Genomic DNA, 14,786 nt, shown 5'->3' with positions numbered 1-14,786 from the left:
GCATGAACAATCCTGTGCTGAGTATCGACAATCTGAGTATCGAATTCCCGGCTTATCGCAGTACGGTCAAGGCGCTTAATGGCGTGTCGCTGGAGGTCAGGCCCGGCGAAATCGTCGGGGTGATAGGCGAATCCGGTTCCGGCAAATCCGTGACCGCCATGCTCAGTCTGCGTCTGCTGCCGGAGCGCAGTTACCGGGTCAGCAGCGGCAGCCTGCATATCCTCGGCCGCGACATGCTCGCCGCTCAGGAAAAAGACCTGCTCAAGGTCCGTGGTCGCGATGCGGCGATGATCTTCCAGGAGCCCATGACCGCGCTCAACCCGACCCGGCGCATCGGTCGGCAGATGACCGACGTGATCATTCATCACCAGCAACTGAGCAAGGCCGAGGCCCGGGCCAAGGCCATCGCCCTGTTGCGTGACATGCATATCGCTGACCCGGAACAGGTGATGGACAGCTATCCGTTCGAGCTGTCCGGCGGCATGCGTCAGCGGGTGATGATCGCTTTGGCGTTCTCTTGCGATCCGCAATTGCTGATTGCCGACGAGCCGACCACGGCACTGGATGTCACAGTGCAGCGGCAGGTGTTGTTGCTGCTGCGGGAAAAGGCCCGGCAGCGGGGCACGGCGATCCTGCTGATAACCCATGACATGGCCCTGGTCTCGCAGTTTTGCGACCGCGTTTATGTGATGTACACGGGCGCCGTGGTGGAACAGGGCATCACTGCCGAGGTCATGGCGGCACCGCAACACCCGTACACCCGCGGGCTGCTCAGCGGTCTGCCGGAGCAGGTCGAGCCCGGTCAGGAACTGATGACCATTCCCGGTCAGGTGCCGAACCTGTCGGCCTTGCCCGACGGCTGCACCTTTCGTGACCGTTGCGCGTTTGCCATGGCCAAGTGCAGCGAACGTCCCCCTTTGCTGGCCCTCGATGCCAGCGGCCAGCGCAAGAGCGCCTGCTGGTTGAACATGGAGAAACAGGCATCATGATCAGTGCCCCGCAACAACAAGCTGGCGAGCTGCCGGTGATTCTCGGCCTGGACGATGTGCGCGTGCATTACCCGGTGGGCAATGACTGGCTGGGTCGGCCCAAGGGCGTGGCCCACGCCCTCAACGGCATCGATCTGCAGGTACGTGCCGGGGAGACCCTCGGTGTGGTCGGCGAGTCCGGTTGCGGCAAGAGCACCCTGGCACAACTGTTGATGGGCCTGATCAAGCCTACCAGCGGCCAGTTGCAATGGGTCTATAACAATGCAAGCGAACGGCGCAGCAACGTGCAGATCGTTTTCCAGGACCCGCAGTCCTCCCTCGACCCACGTCTGCCGGTGTGGAAGGTCATCACCGAGCCGCTGTTCGTCCAGCGCGGTGCGCCGCGTCAGGAAATGCGCGAGATCGCCGCCCGGGTTGCCAGCCAGGTGGGTATTCGCAGCGAGTACATGGACCGCTTCCCGCACCAGTTCAGCGGCGGCCAGCGCCAGCGCATCGCCATTGCCCGGGCATTGTCATCGGACCCGGATATCATCGTCCTCGACGAACCGACCTCGGCTCTGGATATCTCGGTGCAGGCGCAGATCCTCAACCTGCTGGGCGAACTGCAACGCAGCCGCGACCTGACCTATATCCTCATCTCCCACAACGTCTCGGTGGTGCGGCATATGGCCGACCGGGTGGCGGTGATGTATCTGGGGCAGATCGTCGAACTGGGCAGCGCCGCCGAAGTGCTGGAACGGCCACGCCATCCGTACACGCGCCTGCTGCTCGACGCCGTACCGCGTCTGGGCGTGGCTCTGGATGAAAGTCAGGCCTCGGCGCCGACCGAACTGCCGGGTAACCGCAAGCTTCCTGCTGGCTGCTTCTTCCGCGACCGCTGCCCCAAGGCCACGGCGGGCTGTGAAAAGCCGCAGGTGCTCAAGGCGGTGGGGGAGACGGCGGTGCGTTGTCATTTGATGGCCTGACCGACAAGCCAGACAGCAATTATCAGCATGCAATCAGCCGAGCGAGATTGCTCGGCTAAATCCTACTGTAATAGTGGGAGGTTATAAGTTGTCTGAAGTAATTACTGCGCAATGTAGTGAGCTCTTCATCAGTCTGTGAGCGACTAAAGTAGTAGGTATTAGATGTTTTAATATAGGTTGGATCCAGGTTGCGTTTTTTGAACTGGCGTAATGCGATTTATTTACAGGCTTTCTTTGTGTGTTGGATCCATAGTTGTTCTTCAATGCACTGATCATCTTCAGAATCGCGTTTATTTTGCATTGGGTTAAATGCATAATGGCAATGTGCTCTGGTTAAAGTGATGGTGTTTAAATGTTGTCCAAAGTCGCTTCCCGGCTCGACCTGCGTCGTCTGATTTTATTATTGTCCGTGGTCGTAGCTGCTGCCACGCTGTCCAACACGCTTTATTCAACCTATCGCGTTCAGAAGGAACAGTTGATCGAGAGCACCGTCGAGGCGAACCGCGTATACGCCAGCAAACTATCCGATACGATCGATCAGTTTCTTGATTCTGCACAGCAACAGGTTTCTTTCAGCGCCAGCTTGCTCGGAAAGAGTCATTACAATCATGAAGTTGCGATATCCGAAGCCAAGCGTCTGAAGCTTCAGACCGACAGTTTCAATGCCGTCGTCATGGTCGATGCCGAGGGCAATGTCATTACCGTTTCTCCCGATACCGTTCAGGTACGCGGTGGCAAGTTGCAAACACCTGGTGCAGTTGAAGCACTGACCCAGAGGAAGCCGCTGATCAGCGAACCTTATGTGTCTGCGGCTGGCAATCTGGTGATCATCGTTTCAAGCCCTGTATTCGATGATGGGGGCACTTACCTCGGTTATGTCGGGGGCGCCATTTACTTAAAACAAAGAAGTATTCTGCACAATTTGATTGGATCCCATTTTTATCGCGACGACGCTTATGTCTATGTCGTGGACGCCACTAAAACCATTCTTTATCACCCCGACCCAGAGCGGGTCGGCAAGACGGTGGGTGAAAATGAAGTGGTCGATAAGGTTCTCGGTGGCGAGAATGGTGGCGCGCTGGTGGTCAACTTTCTAGGCCGGGAAATGCTCGCCGGTTATTCGCCGGTCAAGTCTGTGGGCTGGGGCGTGGTGTCGCTGCAATCGGTGGAGAGGGCATTGCTGCCCATGGACAGCCTGATCTACCGCAGCATCATCGGCATTCTGCCCATGGCCGTGATCGGTATCCTTGGCGTGTTCTGGTTGAGCGGTTTTATTAGTCGGCCATTGTCGCAACTGGCTGAATGCGCGAAGAACATGCAGGCCCCTGAAACTTCGCAAAAGATCATCAGTGTGCGGTCCTGGTACTTTGAGTCTGCCCTGATTCGCAAGGCGTTGTTGCAGGGCGTCGCATTGACGCAGGCCAGAATCGTCAAGCTCAACAAAGAGGTGCAGACCGATCCGCTGACCGGGCTGCTGAACCGTCGGGCGCTGTCCGCTGTGCTCGATGTTCTGCGGAGTGAATATCGGCCATTTTCGTTGGTGACCCTGGACATCGATCACTTCAAGCAAGTGAATGATCGGTACGGGCACGATGTTGGCGACGCCGTGCTAAAGATACTGGCCGGGCTGATGCAGGCTTGTTCGAGAGACAGTGATTATGCCTGCCGGGTCGGTGGTGAAGAATTCCTGATCCTGTTGCCTGAGGTGTCGCTTGAAGCGGCTTCGGAGTTTGCCGAGCGGCTGCGGGTGGCGGTGCAGCAAGAAACGATTGATATTGTCGGTTCTATCACCGTCTCTCTAGGGGTTGCTCATTGGCCGGGCAGCGCCGATGACATTACGGATGTTCTCAAGGCCGCTGATGAGGAGATGTACCTGGCCAAACAGCAGGGGCGTAACAGGGTATCGGTCAGGCGCGATAGGACAGATGTCTGAGTCCATCCTGAAACTCGCCTGAGGCGTTCAGTTTTGCATGCATCAAACCCTTTTATACAGTATGGGTATGGGGTAGATATCCGACGACTCCGACCGGTTGGTCAGATTAGCGTCATGTATCTTATATAGAGTAACCATTGCCCGAATCGAACATGCCTTTTGTCGAATGTTTTATTAATGACTCGACGCCATTCTGGTTTATGTGCAGTCGCTGCAGTGAGTGGTAATGTGGATCCAATTTCCTGGCTGAGTCGTTTCTGCATCCCTCCGTCAGGCGAGTTCCGGAAAATATTTAACTCCCAGCCTATCCTTTTGTCACAAGAGTCCGTAAAACGCCGCCTGGCATTTGTCTTGCACGCTTGTGCGCAGTACTACCTCCGAAGTCGATTCTTGTAATGGAAGTATCCCTATGAATAAAAGTTTGGGTTTCAGCAGGAAAATCCTGCTCGCCGCGGCTCTGGTCGTGGTCGTCGCATTTACTTGTTTTATTGTCGTGAATGACTATCGACAACGCCAAACTTTAAAAGAGAACGTTCATTCGGAACTGCAACAACTGGGCAGCCTGACCACCCTTAACATCCAGACCTGGATGGACGGGCGTATCCAGTTGCTGCAATCGATGGCCCAACAGATCGCCGTGGACGGTACCGATGTCGCCAAGCTGCCCCGCGCTGTTGGCCTCAAGGCTTATGCAGACAACTTCAGCCTGAGCTATTTCGGCAGCAACGCCGGGGTGATGTTTTCGGTACCGACCGGCAATCGCCCGGCGGACTACGATCCACGGGCTCGTGGCTGGTATAAAGCGGCCCAGGCGGCGGCGGGAACCATTGTTACTGAACCCTACATCGCCGCCTCCTCGGGCAAGCTGGTGGTGACACTCGCTACCCCGGTCAACATCCAGAATGCTCTGGCCGGTGTCGCTGGCGCGGACATGTCCCTGGACACCATCAGCAATACCATCAACTCGCTGAACTTCGGCGGCCATGGTTATGCGTTCATTGTCAGCGCCGACGGCAAGATTCTGGTGCACCCGGACAGTAAGCTGGTGTTGAAAAACATCAGCGAGGCCTATCCGGCCAATACCCCGAAAATTGCTGCAGGTGTGAGTGAGATTGAAGCTGCCGGCAAGGCGGAAATCATTTCCTTCACCCATATCGAAGGCCTGCCATCGGCCAACTGGTATGTCGCTCTGGTGCTGGACCAGAACGCCGCCTACTCGATGCTCAGCGAGTTCCGTACCTCGGCCATCACGGCCATGGTCATCTCGGTGGTGATCATCATTCTGCTGCTGGGTCTGCTGATCCGCGTACTGATGCAGCCGCTGCACCAGATGGGTCGGGCCATGCGTGATATCGCCGACGGCGACGGCGACCTGACCAAGCGCCTGACGATCACATCCCAGGACGAATTCGGCGCCCTGGCGCAGTCGTTCAACCACTTCGTCGAGCGTATCCACGGTTCGATCCGCGAAGTGGCGTCCACCGCCGGGCAACTGGGTGATGTGGCGATGCGCGTGGTCAAGGCGTCCAACTCGTCCATGACTAACTCCGGCGAGCAGGCCAGTCGTACCGAAAGCGTGGCCGCAGCGATCAACGAACTGGGTGCCGCCGCTCAGGAAATCGCCCAGAACGCCGCGCGTACTTCGCAGCAGTCGGCCGATGCCAGCGGCCTGGCCACTGACGGCCAGAGCGTGGTGCAGCAGACCATCAAGGCGATGAACGAGCTGTCGGAGAAGATCAGCGAGTCGTGCGTTAATATCGAGAGCCTCAACGACAAGACGGTCAATATCGGCCAGATCCTTGAAGTGATCACCAGTATTTCCCAGCAGACCAATCTGCTGGCGCTCAACGCTGCCATCGAAGCCGCGCGGGCCGGTGAAGCAGGGCGCGGTTTTGCCGTGGTCGCCGATGAGGTGCGCAACCTGGCGCATCGCACCCAAGACTCGGCGCAACAAGTACAGAAGATGATCGAAGAGTTGCAGATCGGCGCTCGTAGCGCGGTGGTCACCATGACCGAGAGCCAGCGTCAGAGTGAGTCCAGCGTGACCATCGCCAACACGGCGGGCGAGCGCCTGGGCAGCGTCACCCGGCGCATCGACGAGATCAACGGCATGAACCAGTCAGTGGCCACCGCCACCGAAGAGCAGACCGCTGTGGTCGAGTCGATCAATATGGACATCACCCAGATCAACGACCTCAACCAGCGCGGCGTGGAAAACCTCAAGCTGACGCTGGATGCCTGTTCCTACCTGGAAGAGCAGGCCGCGCGTCTGCAACACCTGGTGGGTACCTTCCGCATCTAAAAACCGGCCTTCAGCCCTGCCGCCAGCCTCAGCGCTGGATGCAGGGCAGCGCTGAATACCTCACTGTGATTCAAACCGTCGAAGTTCTCATAACGGGCCTGGATACCCGGCACTTCACTGAGGTGTCGGGCAACCTCGCGATTGGCCTCCATCGGCACTGCCTCCATGGCCTTGCGCCGCTCCATCGAACCGCCGTCGAAGCGCTTGATCGGCAACTTGCCTTCCTTCGAACCGCGCATGATCAACACTTGACGCACGGGCTCGCCCTTGATACCAGCGAAGGCCATAGCCTTGTCATAGGTCGGCGGCTGATACCACAGCGAAGCACTGGCTGCGAACCAATTGTTGAAGGCCAGTGGCTGCTCGAGCATCGCGTACAGTACAAACAAACCACCAAATGAATGGCCCCACAGGCTTTGCCGTGCCTGATCGACTGGCAAGCGTGATTGCACCAGCGGCTTGATGCGGGTCTGGATCAGATCGAGGAAGGCGGCGGAACTGGCCCCGGTGTAGTCGCGGGTGCGCTGTTCCATGTCGTAGAGGCCGTCCATTTCGTAGCCGATCATCACCAGTAGCGGTGGGTTGCCGCCGTCCAGCTCCTTGAGCCAGTCTTCCTTCAGTTCCGCCAGGGCATTGTTGCCGTCCAGCAGGTACATCACCGGATAACCCGCCTGCGGCGGCGCCTTGCGCGGGATGGCCAGGTCCAGGCGGTAATGCAGGCTGCCGTCCGCAGAGTCCAGTTGCAGGCGTTCGAAGCGGTAGACCAACGACTCCGGAGCGGCCCGGGCCAGCAGGGGCAGGCAACTGAGGAAGAGCAGGGGCAGGTGTTTGAGAAGGGGGAGCCAGTGCATGGAACGCGCCTTTGATTCGGGGATGGCTGATGGTGGCGGCTGCTGTGTGTTCAGGCAAGCGTACAAAATGTGGGACCGGCTTTAGCCGGGAAGGCGTAGGTGTGATCGATACACCGTTATCGTCTGTCGAATTGCCTTCCTGGCTAAAGCCGGTCCCACAGAGGGCTACCAGCCGCATGGATCAACGGTGGTTCCTCGGCGATTGTGAAACATCCTGACTCAACCTTTCACAAAACGGTTATTCCCGCGTCACTGACACATCACAGCGCTGCAACATCCTCGGTCTAGTTTCGATGACACAACAAGGCGGCCGTCCAGGCTGTTTTCCAGAACCTGACCGAGAAGCCCCATGAACGCAGCTATCCATGTCGAGCATCTGAACAAGACGTTCTCCCGAAAATCCGCTTTGGTTGATCTGGCGTTGTCTATACAACAGGGCGAAATGGTGGCGTTGATCGGTGCGTCCGGTTCCGGCAAATCCACCCTGTTGCGCCACCTGGCCGGTCTGGCCTGCTGCGACCGCAACAATGGCGGTCGGGTTGAGGTGCTGGGCCGGGAGGTGCAGGCTGCCGGCCGCTTGAATGGCAAGGTGCGCCGCCTGCGTGCCGACATCGGCTATATCTTCCAGCAGTTCAACCTGGTCAATCGCCTCAGCGTGCTGGACAACGTCCTGCTCGGCGGTCTGGGGCGCATGCCGCGCTGGCGTGGCAGCCTGGGCCTGTTCAATGCGCAAGAGAAACAGCGCGCCATGGCCAATCTGGACCGCGTCGGCCTCGCCGATCTGGCCGCCCAGCGCGCCTCGACCCTGTCCGGCGGTCAGCAGCAACGCGTCGCCATTGCCCGCGCCCTGACCCAGCAGGCCGAAGTCATTCTTGCTGACGAACCCATTGCCTCCCTGGACCCCGAGTCCGCGCGCAAGGTCATGGAAATCCTCGCCGATATCAATCGCCGCGATGGCAAGACCGTGGTGGTGACCCTGCATCAGGTCGATTACGCCATTCGCTATTGCCCACGCGCCGTAGCCCTCAAGGGCGGGCGCATTCATTTCGACGGTCGCGGTGAAGAACTCTGCGGCCAGTTTCTCAACGAGCTCTACGGCGCCGACGTCGACACCAGCCTGATGGTCGCAGGTGCCGCCTCGCGTCACGAAACCCCGGCGCCGCGCCTTGTGGCAGCGCGCTGAATCAACCCTCTGTAATCCATGAACGTATCTACAGGAGTCCTTCCATGTTGAATCGTATCGGTCGCGTATTCGCGTCTGCCGTCCTGCTGACCGGCGCACTGCTGGGCAATGCGCAGGCAGAAGAGAAAGTCATCAATTTCGGCATTATGTCCACCGAATCATCGCAGAACCTCAAGAGCATCTGGCAGCCGTTCCTCGATGACATGGGCAAGAAAACCGGGCTCAAGATCAACGCGACCTTTGCCTCTGACTATGCCGGGCTGATCCAGGGCATGCGCTTCAACAAGGTCGATGTGGCCTGGCTGGGCAACAAGGCGGCAATGGAAGCGGTGGATCGTTCCAACGGCGAAATCTTCGCCCAGACCTCGGCCGCCAACGGCGCCCCCGGCTACTGGAGCGTGCTGATCGTGCGCAAGGACAGCCCGATCAATTCCGTGGATGACATGCTCAAGAACGCCAAGAGCCTGACCTTTGGCAACGGCGATCCCAACTCCACCTCCGGCTACCTGGTGCCTGGCTATTACGTGTTCGCCAAGAACCACGTCGATGCCGCAACGGCGTTCAAGCGCACCCTCAACTCCAGCCACGAAGTCAACGCGCTGAGCGTCGCCAAGGGCCAGCTGGATGTGGCCACCTTCAATACCGAAAGTTGGGACCGCCTGGCTGTAACCCAACCGGACAAGGCCGCCATGCTCAAGGTGATCTGGAAGTCGCCAATCATCCCGGCCGACCCGATGGTCTGGAGCAAGTCTTTGTCTGACGACGAGAAAAACAAGATCCGCACCTTCTTCGCTGACTACGGCAATACCGATGCGGAAAAGGAAGTGCTGAAGAACATGCAGATGGGCAAGTTTCTCAAGTCCTCGGATGACCAGTTGCTGACCATTCGCCAGCTCGAACTGTTCAAGCAGCGCACTGAAGTCACCGCCAGCACCGGCCTCAGCGCCGAAGAGAAGACCCAGAAGCTCAAGGATATCGATGCCGGCCTGACCAAGTTGCAGGACCGCATCAGCGAGCTGGACAAGAAGAACACCGCCAGCGCGGGGTAAAGGCCTGAATCAACGATTTGGGGAACTCCTGTGGGACCGGCTTTAGCCGGGAAGGCGCACTTCAATCAAGAGCTTCCCGGCTAAAGCCGGTCCCACATCAATCCCGTCACATTCGAGATCTGACTATGACCACTCACGCAGCTTCCCTACAGGCCGTCGGCAAGCGCACCTGGCCGCAATACCTGGGCTGGGGCCTGTTTCTGGCGATGATGGCCTGGGCCTGGCATGGCGCCGAAATGAACCCCCTGGCGCTGTACCGCGACTCGGGCAACATGGCCACTTTCGCCGCCGATTTCTTCCCGCCGGACTTCCACGAATGGCGCGCCTACCTCAAGGAAATGATTGTCACCGTGCATATCGCCCTGTGGGGCACCTTGCTGGCGATTGTCTGTTCCGTGCCGCTGGGCGTGCTCTGCGCCGACAACATCACGCCGTGGTGGATTCACCAGCCACTGCGCCGGGTCATGGATTCCTTTCGCTCCATCAATGAAATGGTCTTCGCCATGCTGTTCGTGGTGGCCGTCGGTCTCGGCCCGTTTGCCGGGGTCCTGGCACTGTGGATCAGCACCACCGGGGTCCTGGCCAAGCTGTTCGCCGAAGCCGTGGAAGCCATTGATCCAGGCCCGGTCGAAGGCGTGCGAGCCACCGGCGCCAGTGCCTTGCAGGAAGTGATCTTCGGGGTGATTCCGCAAGTCATGCCGCTGTGGATTTCCTACGCGCTGTACCGCTTCGAATCCAACGTGCGCTCGGCGACGGTGGTGGGCATGGTCGGCGCCGGCGGTATCGGCGTGATTCTCTGGGAGAACATCCGCGCCTTCCAGTTCGTCCAGACCTGCGCCGTGTTGCTGGTGATCATCTGCGTGGTCAGTGTGATCGACATCCTGTCACAACGCTTGCGCAAGCTTTTTATCTGAGCACTTTTTAGATCACTGCCGATGGGAGAGGGTGCCGGACGGCACTTTTTTAAAGCATGGAATTGTCTAGACAAGCAGAACCGATTTACCGCGAGCTGGCCGACACCCTGCGCCGTGAGTTGCCTGGTTATCTGCCCGGCGACTACCTGCCCGCCGAGGTGCAACTGGCCGCACGCTTCGACGTCAACCGCCACACCATACGTCGCGCCATCGACGAGCTGGTGCGCGAAGGCAGCGTGCTGCGCCGCCAGGGCCGTGGCACCCAGGTGCTGGAGCGGCCGCTGATCTACCCCATGGCTGTGGACAGCGCCTACAGCCAGTCGCTGTCGGCCCAGGGCATCGGCGTCGAAGCCATTCTGATCCAGCGTCAGAACTGCCTGGCCACGGTCGAAGATGCCGGGCATCTGAAGCTCGAACCCGGCGCGCCGCTGATCGAACTGCGCACCCTGCGCAAGCTCGACGGCCAGCCGGTCAGCCTGATTCGCCACCGTTTCTGTGGCAGCCGCAGTGAACTGCTCAGCGCCTATAAAGGTGGTTCGTTGCGCCAGTATCTGGCTGCCCGAGAACTGCCGTTAAGCCGCACATTCAGCCTGATCGGCGCACGCCTGCCGACCCGTGAAGAAGCCGACCTGCTGATGATGCCGCGGCATCTGCCCGCAGTCACCGTGCTCACCGTATCCCACGACCGCAGCGGTCAGCCGGTGGAATTGAGCCATTCCACCAGCCGCTCCGACCGCTTCCAGTATCAGGTCATCACATGATGGAGATGCCGACTATGCCACCTGAACTGCCTCACACCATCGCCGACCGGCAACGCTGGATCGGCGTGCTGGCCAAGGCCGAGGGCGCCGAACTGCGCCTCCATGAATCGGCCCTGCGTGACGCCGAATACCAACTGATCCGCGCCCCGGAAATCGGCATGACCCTGGTCCGTGGCCGCATGGGCGGCAGCGGCGCGCCGTTCAACCTGGGTGAAATGAGCGTGACCCGTTGCGTGGTGCGTCTGGCCGACGGTCGCACCGGCTACAGCTACCTGGCCGGGCGCGACAAGGCCCGCGCCGAGCTGGCCGCCCTGGCCGACGCCCATCTGCAAGGCCCGCAGAAACAGCACTGGCTTACCGAACTGATCGAACCCCTGGCGTCGGCACAGGCTGCGCGCCGGGCTCGCCAGGACGCTGAAACCGCTGCGACCAAAGTGGAATTCTTTACCCTGGTCAGAGGAGAGAACTGATGAGTGCAACCCTGCTGCAACCGGCATTTGCCGACCCGGTGCTGGACGCCCAGCGCAGTTTTCGCGTGGCCCTCAAGGCCCTGGCCGGCCCCGGCGTGACTCACTGCCTGCAACCGGCTCATCAGCCACCGGCCTTGCCGGGCCTGGCCGCCGCCACCCACGCCCTGTGTCTGGCCCTGTTGGATCTGGACACCCCGCTGTGGCTGGCCCCGGCCTTCGACTCCCCGGCGATTCGCGCCAACCTGTCGTTCCACTGCGGCTGCCCGATCGTCAGCGACCGGCAGAACGCACGCTTTGCCTTGCTCGACGAAAACCAGTTGAGCAACCTCAGCGGCTTCGATCTGGGCAATGACCGTTATCCCGATCAGTCCTGCACCTTGCTGATCCAGTTGCCGAGCCTCAATGGTGGCCGCACCTTGAGCTGGCGCGGGCCGGGCATCCAGTATGAAAACCGCGTGGCATTGCCGCTGCAGGACAGCTTCTGGCAGCAACGCGGGCTACACAACGACTTTCCCCGTGGCCTGGATGTGTTCTTCCTGGCAGGCAGCGAACTGCTCGGCCTGCCGCGCAGCACCCGTGTAAAGGAGGGCGCCTGATGTATGTCGCCGTCAAGGGTGGCGAACAAGCCATCGATAACGCCCACCGCCTGCTGGCCAAGCAACGCCGGGGCGATCTTTGCGTTGCCGAACTGGATGTCGAACAGATCCGTCAGCAACTGCCCCTGGCCGTGGCCCGGGTCATGACCGAGGGTTCGCTGTACGACGAACAATTGGCCGCACTGGCAATCAAGCAGGCCGCAGGCGACCTGATCGAAGCCATCTTCCTGCTGCGTGCCTACCGCACCACCTTGCCGCGCTTCAATGCCAGCCTGCCGCTGGACACCGGCGCCATGCAGCTCAAGCGGCGTCTGTCCGCGACCTTCAAAGACCTGCCGGGCGGGCAACTGCTCGGCCCGACCTTTGACTACACCCACCGCCTGCTGGATTTCAGCCTGCTGGCCGAAGGTGAGTTTCCGGGGCCGCAGGTGAAGGAGGGCGCCGACCTGGAAAGCTGCCCGCGCGTGCTGGGCCTGCTGGCCAAGGAAGGCCTGATCAAGGAAGAACACGACCATGGTGCCGCCGTGGCCGATATCACCCGCGAGCCCATTGAATACCCGGCCGACCGCGCCCAGCGCCTGCAGGCCCTGGCCCGTGGCGACGAAGGCTTCCTGCTGGCCCTGAGTTATTCGACCCAGCGCGGCTACGGGCGCAATCACCCTTTTGCCGGGGAGATTCGCATCGGTGAAGTGGACGTGTGGATCGAGCCGGACGAGCTGGGCTTCCCCATCGCCATCGGCAGCCTGGAAGTGACTGAGTGCGAGATGGTCAACCAGTTCGTCGGCAGCGGCGACGAGCCCGCGCAGTTCACCCGCGGCTACGGCCTGGCCTTCGGGCATGCCGAGCGCAAGGCCATGGCCATGGCGCTGGTTGACCGCTCTTTGCGCGCCGAGGAATACAACGAAGAAATCCAGTCCCCGGCGCAGCAGCAGGAATTTGTCCTGGCTCATTGCGACAACGTCGAGGCGGCCGGTTTTGTCTCTCATCTCAAGCTGCCGCACTACGTTGATTTCCAGGCGGAACTGGAGCTGATCCGCAAGTTGCGCAACCCCGTCGGTCCTGCTGACAAGGAGCCCAAGCCATGAATGCCTACAATCCGCCGCGTCAGGAGCGCGACGAAGCCTATAACTTCGCCTACCTGGACGAGCAGACCAAACGCATGATCCGCCGCGCCTTGCTCAAGGCCGTGGCCATTCCCGGTTACCAGGTGCCGTTCGGTGGCCGCGAGATGCCGCTGCCCTATGGCTGGGGCACCGGCGGCATGCAATTGACCGCCGCGATTCTCGGTGCTGAAGACGTGCTCAAGGTCATCGACCAGGGCGCCGACGACACCACCAATGCGGTGTCGATCCGCCGCTTCTTCGCCCGTACCGCCGGCGTCGCCACCACCGAGCGCACCCCCGATGCGACGGTGATCCAGACCCGCCACCGCATTCCGGAAACACCCCTGCATGCCGACCAGATCATGGTCTATCAGGTGCCGATTCCCGAGCCGCTGCGCTTTATCGAGCCCTCGGAAAACGAAACCCGCACCCTGCATGCGCTGAATGATTACGGGGTGATGCACGTCAAGCTGTACGAGGACATCGCCACATTCGGCCATATCGCCACCGCTTATGCCTACCCGGTGATGGTGGACGGGCGCTACGTGATGGACCCGTCGCCGATTCCAAAATTCGACAACCCCAAGCTCGATATGAGCCCGGCCCTGATGCTGTTCGGGGCGGGCCGGGAAAAACGTCTGTATGCCGTACCGCCCTACACCCAGGTAGCGAGCCTGGACTTCGAGGATCACCCCTTCGAAGTGCAGCGTTGGGAACAGAGCTGCGCCATCTGCGGCAGCCATGATTCCTTCCTCGACGAATTGATCCTCGACGATGCCGGGACCCAGAGCTTCGTCTGTTCCGATACCGATTACTGCGCCCAGCGCGTCGAGACCCTCAAGGAGCGCCCATGAACAGCATGATCAAGCCAAGGTTTAAGGCCGAGCCATTGCTGCGAGTGCGTGACCTGACCCGGTTGTACGGCCCGGAAAAAGGCTGCGACGGCGTCGGTTTCGAGCTGTACCCAGGCGAAGTGCTGGGCATCGTTGGCGAGTCCGGTTCGGGCAAGTCCACCTTGCTGTCGCTGCTTAGCGGCCGCTGCCCGCCAGATCGCGGCGGCATCGATTACCGGCGCAGCGACGGTCGCTGGCTCGACTTGTACAGCGCCAGCGAAGCCGAGCGGCGCACGTTGTTGCGCACCGAGTGGGGCTTCGTTGAGCAAAGCCCCCGCGACGGCCTGCGCATGGGCGTGTCGGCCGGGGCCAATATCGGCGAGCGGCTGATGGCCCAGGGCGTGCGCAATTATCAACAACTGCGCAACGCCGGGATCGACTGGCTGAGCCAGGTGGAAATTGACCCGCTGCGCATCGACGACCTGCCACGGACGTTCTCCGGCGGTATGCAGCAACGCCTGCAGATCGCCCGCAACCTGGTTTCCAACCCGCGCCTGGTGTTCATGGATGAGCCTACCGGCGGCCTCGATGTGTCGGTGCAGGCGCGCCTGCTCGACCTGCTGCGCGGGCTTGTGCGTGAGCTGGATCTGGCGGTGGTGATCGTCACCCACGACCTGGCCGTGGCCCGGCTGCTGGCGGACCGGTTGATGGTCATGCGCCGCTCCCGCGTGGTGGAGAGCGGCCTGACCGACCAGATCCTCGACGACCCGCAGCATCCGTATTCGCAACTGCTGGTTTCTTCGGTACTGCAACCGTGAACCGGCCCAGGGGAGATGC

Annotated in this window: 14 protein-coding genes; 13 read left to right on the top strand and 1 reads right to left on the bottom strand. The window is 60.6% G+C overall.

Annotated elements, in window-relative coordinates; all coding sequences use genetic code 11:
• Positions 1–2: 2 nt before the first annotated feature.
• From AC1Z24_RS19080 to AC1Z24_RS19065, 4 genes are all read left to right on the top strand, one after another.
• Entirely contained in the window at positions 3–989 is a 987-nt protein-coding gene (locus AC1Z24_RS19080) for an ABC transporter ATP-binding protein (RefSeq protein WP_483742195.1), read from the top strand.
• Entirely contained in the window at positions 986–1,954 is a 969-nt protein-coding gene (locus AC1Z24_RS19075) for an oligopeptide/dipeptide ABC transporter ATP-binding protein (RefSeq protein WP_483742194.1), read from the top strand. Before AC1Z24_RS19080 ends, AC1Z24_RS19075 begins: the two co-directional genes overlap by 4 nt.
• 352 nt (positions 1,955–2,306) lie before the next feature.
• Positions 2,307–3,887, top strand: a complete 1,581-nt coding sequence (locus tag AC1Z24_RS19070) for a sensor domain-containing diguanylate cyclase (RefSeq protein WP_483742193.1) — start codon at positions 2,307–2,309, stop codon at positions 3,885–3,887.
• 409 nt (positions 3,888–4,296) lie between these two features.
• Positions 4,297–6,189 carry a methyl-accepting chemotaxis protein gene (locus tag AC1Z24_RS19065; protein ID WP_483742192.1) on the top strand — a complete coding sequence of 631 codons (1,893 nt, stop codon included), beginning with the start codon at positions 4,297–4,299 and terminating at the stop codon, positions 6,187–6,189.
• Here the strand turns inward: AC1Z24_RS19065 and AC1Z24_RS19060 are convergent.
• On the bottom strand, positions 6,186–7,040 hold the full coding sequence (locus tag AC1Z24_RS19060; RefSeq protein WP_483742191.1) for an alpha/beta hydrolase: 855 nt from the start codon (positions 7,038–7,040) through the stop codon (positions 6,186–6,188). The two genes, AC1Z24_RS19065 and AC1Z24_RS19060, sit on opposite strands and share 4 nt — an antisense overlap.
• A gap of 349 nt (positions 7,041–7,389) precedes the next feature.
• On the opposite strand from AC1Z24_RS19060, the gene phnC reads away from it, so the two are divergent.
• The 9 genes from phnC to phnK all read left to right on the top strand — a co-directional run bounded on the left by phnC (position 7,390) and on the right by phnK (position 14,767).
• On the top strand, positions 7,390–8,223 hold the full coding sequence (gene phnC, locus AC1Z24_RS19055) for a phosphonate ABC transporter ATP-binding protein (RefSeq protein ID WP_259108689.1): 834 nt from the start codon (positions 7,390–7,392) through the stop codon (positions 8,221–8,223).
• Between the two features lie 44 nt (positions 8,224–8,267).
• On the top strand, positions 8,268–9,272 hold the full coding sequence (gene phnD, locus AC1Z24_RS19050) for a phosphonate ABC transporter substrate-binding protein (RefSeq protein ID WP_483742190.1): 1,005 nt from the start codon (positions 8,268–8,270) through the stop codon (positions 9,270–9,272).
• A gap of 125 nt (positions 9,273–9,397) precedes the next feature.
• Complete coding sequence (gene phnE / locus AC1Z24_RS19045) at positions 9,398–10,186, top strand: phosphonate ABC transporter, permease protein PhnE (protein WP_259108685.1); 789 nt, start codon at positions 9,398–9,400, stop codon at positions 10,184–10,186.
• Between the two features lie 56 nt (positions 10,187–10,242).
• Entirely contained in the window at positions 10,243–10,947 is a 705-nt protein-coding gene (gene phnF, locus AC1Z24_RS19040) for a phosphonate metabolism transcriptional regulator PhnF (RefSeq protein ID WP_483742189.1), read from the top strand.
• A gap of 14 nt (positions 10,948–10,961) precedes the next feature.
• Complete coding sequence (phnG, locus tag AC1Z24_RS19035; protein ID WP_483742188.1) at positions 10,962–11,417, top strand: phosphonate C-P lyase system protein PhnG; 456 nt, start codon at positions 10,962–10,964, stop codon at positions 11,415–11,417.
• Positions 11,417–12,013, top strand: a complete 597-nt coding sequence (phnH, locus tag AC1Z24_RS19030) for a phosphonate C-P lyase system protein PhnH (protein ID WP_483742187.1) — start codon at positions 11,417–11,419, stop codon at positions 12,011–12,013. The genes phnG and phnH overlap by 1 nt, the downstream gene beginning before the upstream one ends.
• Positions 12,013–13,098 (top strand): carbon-phosphorus lyase complex subunit, encoded by a 1,086-nt coding sequence (locus AC1Z24_RS19025; RefSeq protein ID WP_483742186.1) that lies wholly within the window; start codon positions 12,013–12,015, stop codon positions 13,096–13,098. Before phnH ends, AC1Z24_RS19025 begins: the two co-directional genes overlap by 1 nt.
• Positions 13,095–13,970 (top strand): alpha-D-ribose 1-methylphosphonate 5-phosphate C-P-lyase PhnJ, encoded by an 876-nt coding sequence (locus AC1Z24_RS19020; RefSeq protein ID WP_259108668.1) that lies wholly within the window; start codon positions 13,095–13,097, stop codon positions 13,968–13,970. The genes AC1Z24_RS19025 and AC1Z24_RS19020 overlap by 4 nt, the downstream gene beginning before the upstream one ends.
• Entirely contained in the window at positions 13,967–14,767 is an 801-nt protein-coding gene (gene phnK / locus AC1Z24_RS19015; RefSeq protein WP_483742185.1) for a phosphonate C-P lyase system protein PhnK, read from the top strand. Before AC1Z24_RS19020 ends, phnK begins: the two co-directional genes overlap by 4 nt.
• Positions 14,768–14,786: the final 19 nt, after the last annotated feature.

The organism is Pseudomonas sp. JL23 (assembly GCF_056933585.1).
This window is presented reverse-complemented; position numbering and strand designations above follow the sequence as displayed.

Bases quoted from the DNA above. Each gene is read 5' to 3' on its own strand.
- AC1Z24_RS19080 (WP_483742195.1), top strand. From the start codon at position 3: ATGAACAATCCTGTGCTGAGTATCGACAATCTGAGTATCGAATTCCCG.
- AC1Z24_RS19075 (WP_483742194.1), top strand. From the start codon at position 986: ATGATCAGTGCCCCGCAACAACAAGCTGGCGAGCTGCCGGTGATTCTC.
- AC1Z24_RS19070 (WP_483742193.1), top strand. From the start codon at position 2,307: ATGTTGTCCAAAGTCGCTTCCCGGCTCGACCTGCGTCGTCTGATTTTA.
- AC1Z24_RS19065 (WP_483742192.1), top strand. From the start codon at position 4,297: ATGAATAAAAGTTTGGGTTTCAGCAGGAAAATCCTGCTCGCCGCGGCT.
- AC1Z24_RS19060 (WP_483742191.1), bottom strand. From the start codon at position 7,040: ATGCACTGGCTCCCCCTTCTCAAACACCTGCCCCTGCTCTTCCTCAGT.
- phnC (WP_259108689.1), top strand. From the start codon at position 7,390: ATGAACGCAGCTATCCATGTCGAGCATCTGAACAAGACGTTCTCCCGA.
- phnD (WP_483742190.1), top strand. From the start codon at position 8,268: ATGTTGAATCGTATCGGTCGCGTATTCGCGTCTGCCGTCCTGCTGACC.
- phnE (WP_259108685.1), top strand. From the start codon at position 9,398: ATGACCACTCACGCAGCTTCCCTACAGGCCGTCGGCAAGCGCACCTGG.
- phnF (WP_483742189.1), top strand. From the start codon at position 10,243: ATGGAATTGTCTAGACAAGCAGAACCGATTTACCGCGAGCTGGCCGAC.
- phnG (WP_483742188.1), top strand. From the start codon at position 10,962: ATGCCACCTGAACTGCCTCACACCATCGCCGACCGGCAACGCTGGATC.
- phnH (WP_483742187.1), top strand. From the start codon at position 11,417: ATGAGTGCAACCCTGCTGCAACCGGCATTTGCCGACCCGGTGCTGGAC.
- AC1Z24_RS19025 (WP_483742186.1), top strand. From the start codon at position 12,013: ATGTATGTCGCCGTCAAGGGTGGCGAACAAGCCATCGATAACGCCCAC.
- AC1Z24_RS19020 (WP_259108668.1), top strand. From the start codon at position 13,095: ATGAATGCCTACAATCCGCCGCGTCAGGAGCGCGACGAAGCCTATAAC.
- phnK (WP_483742185.1), top strand. From the start codon at position 13,967: ATGAACAGCATGATCAAGCCAAGGTTTAAGGCCGAGCCATTGCTGCGA.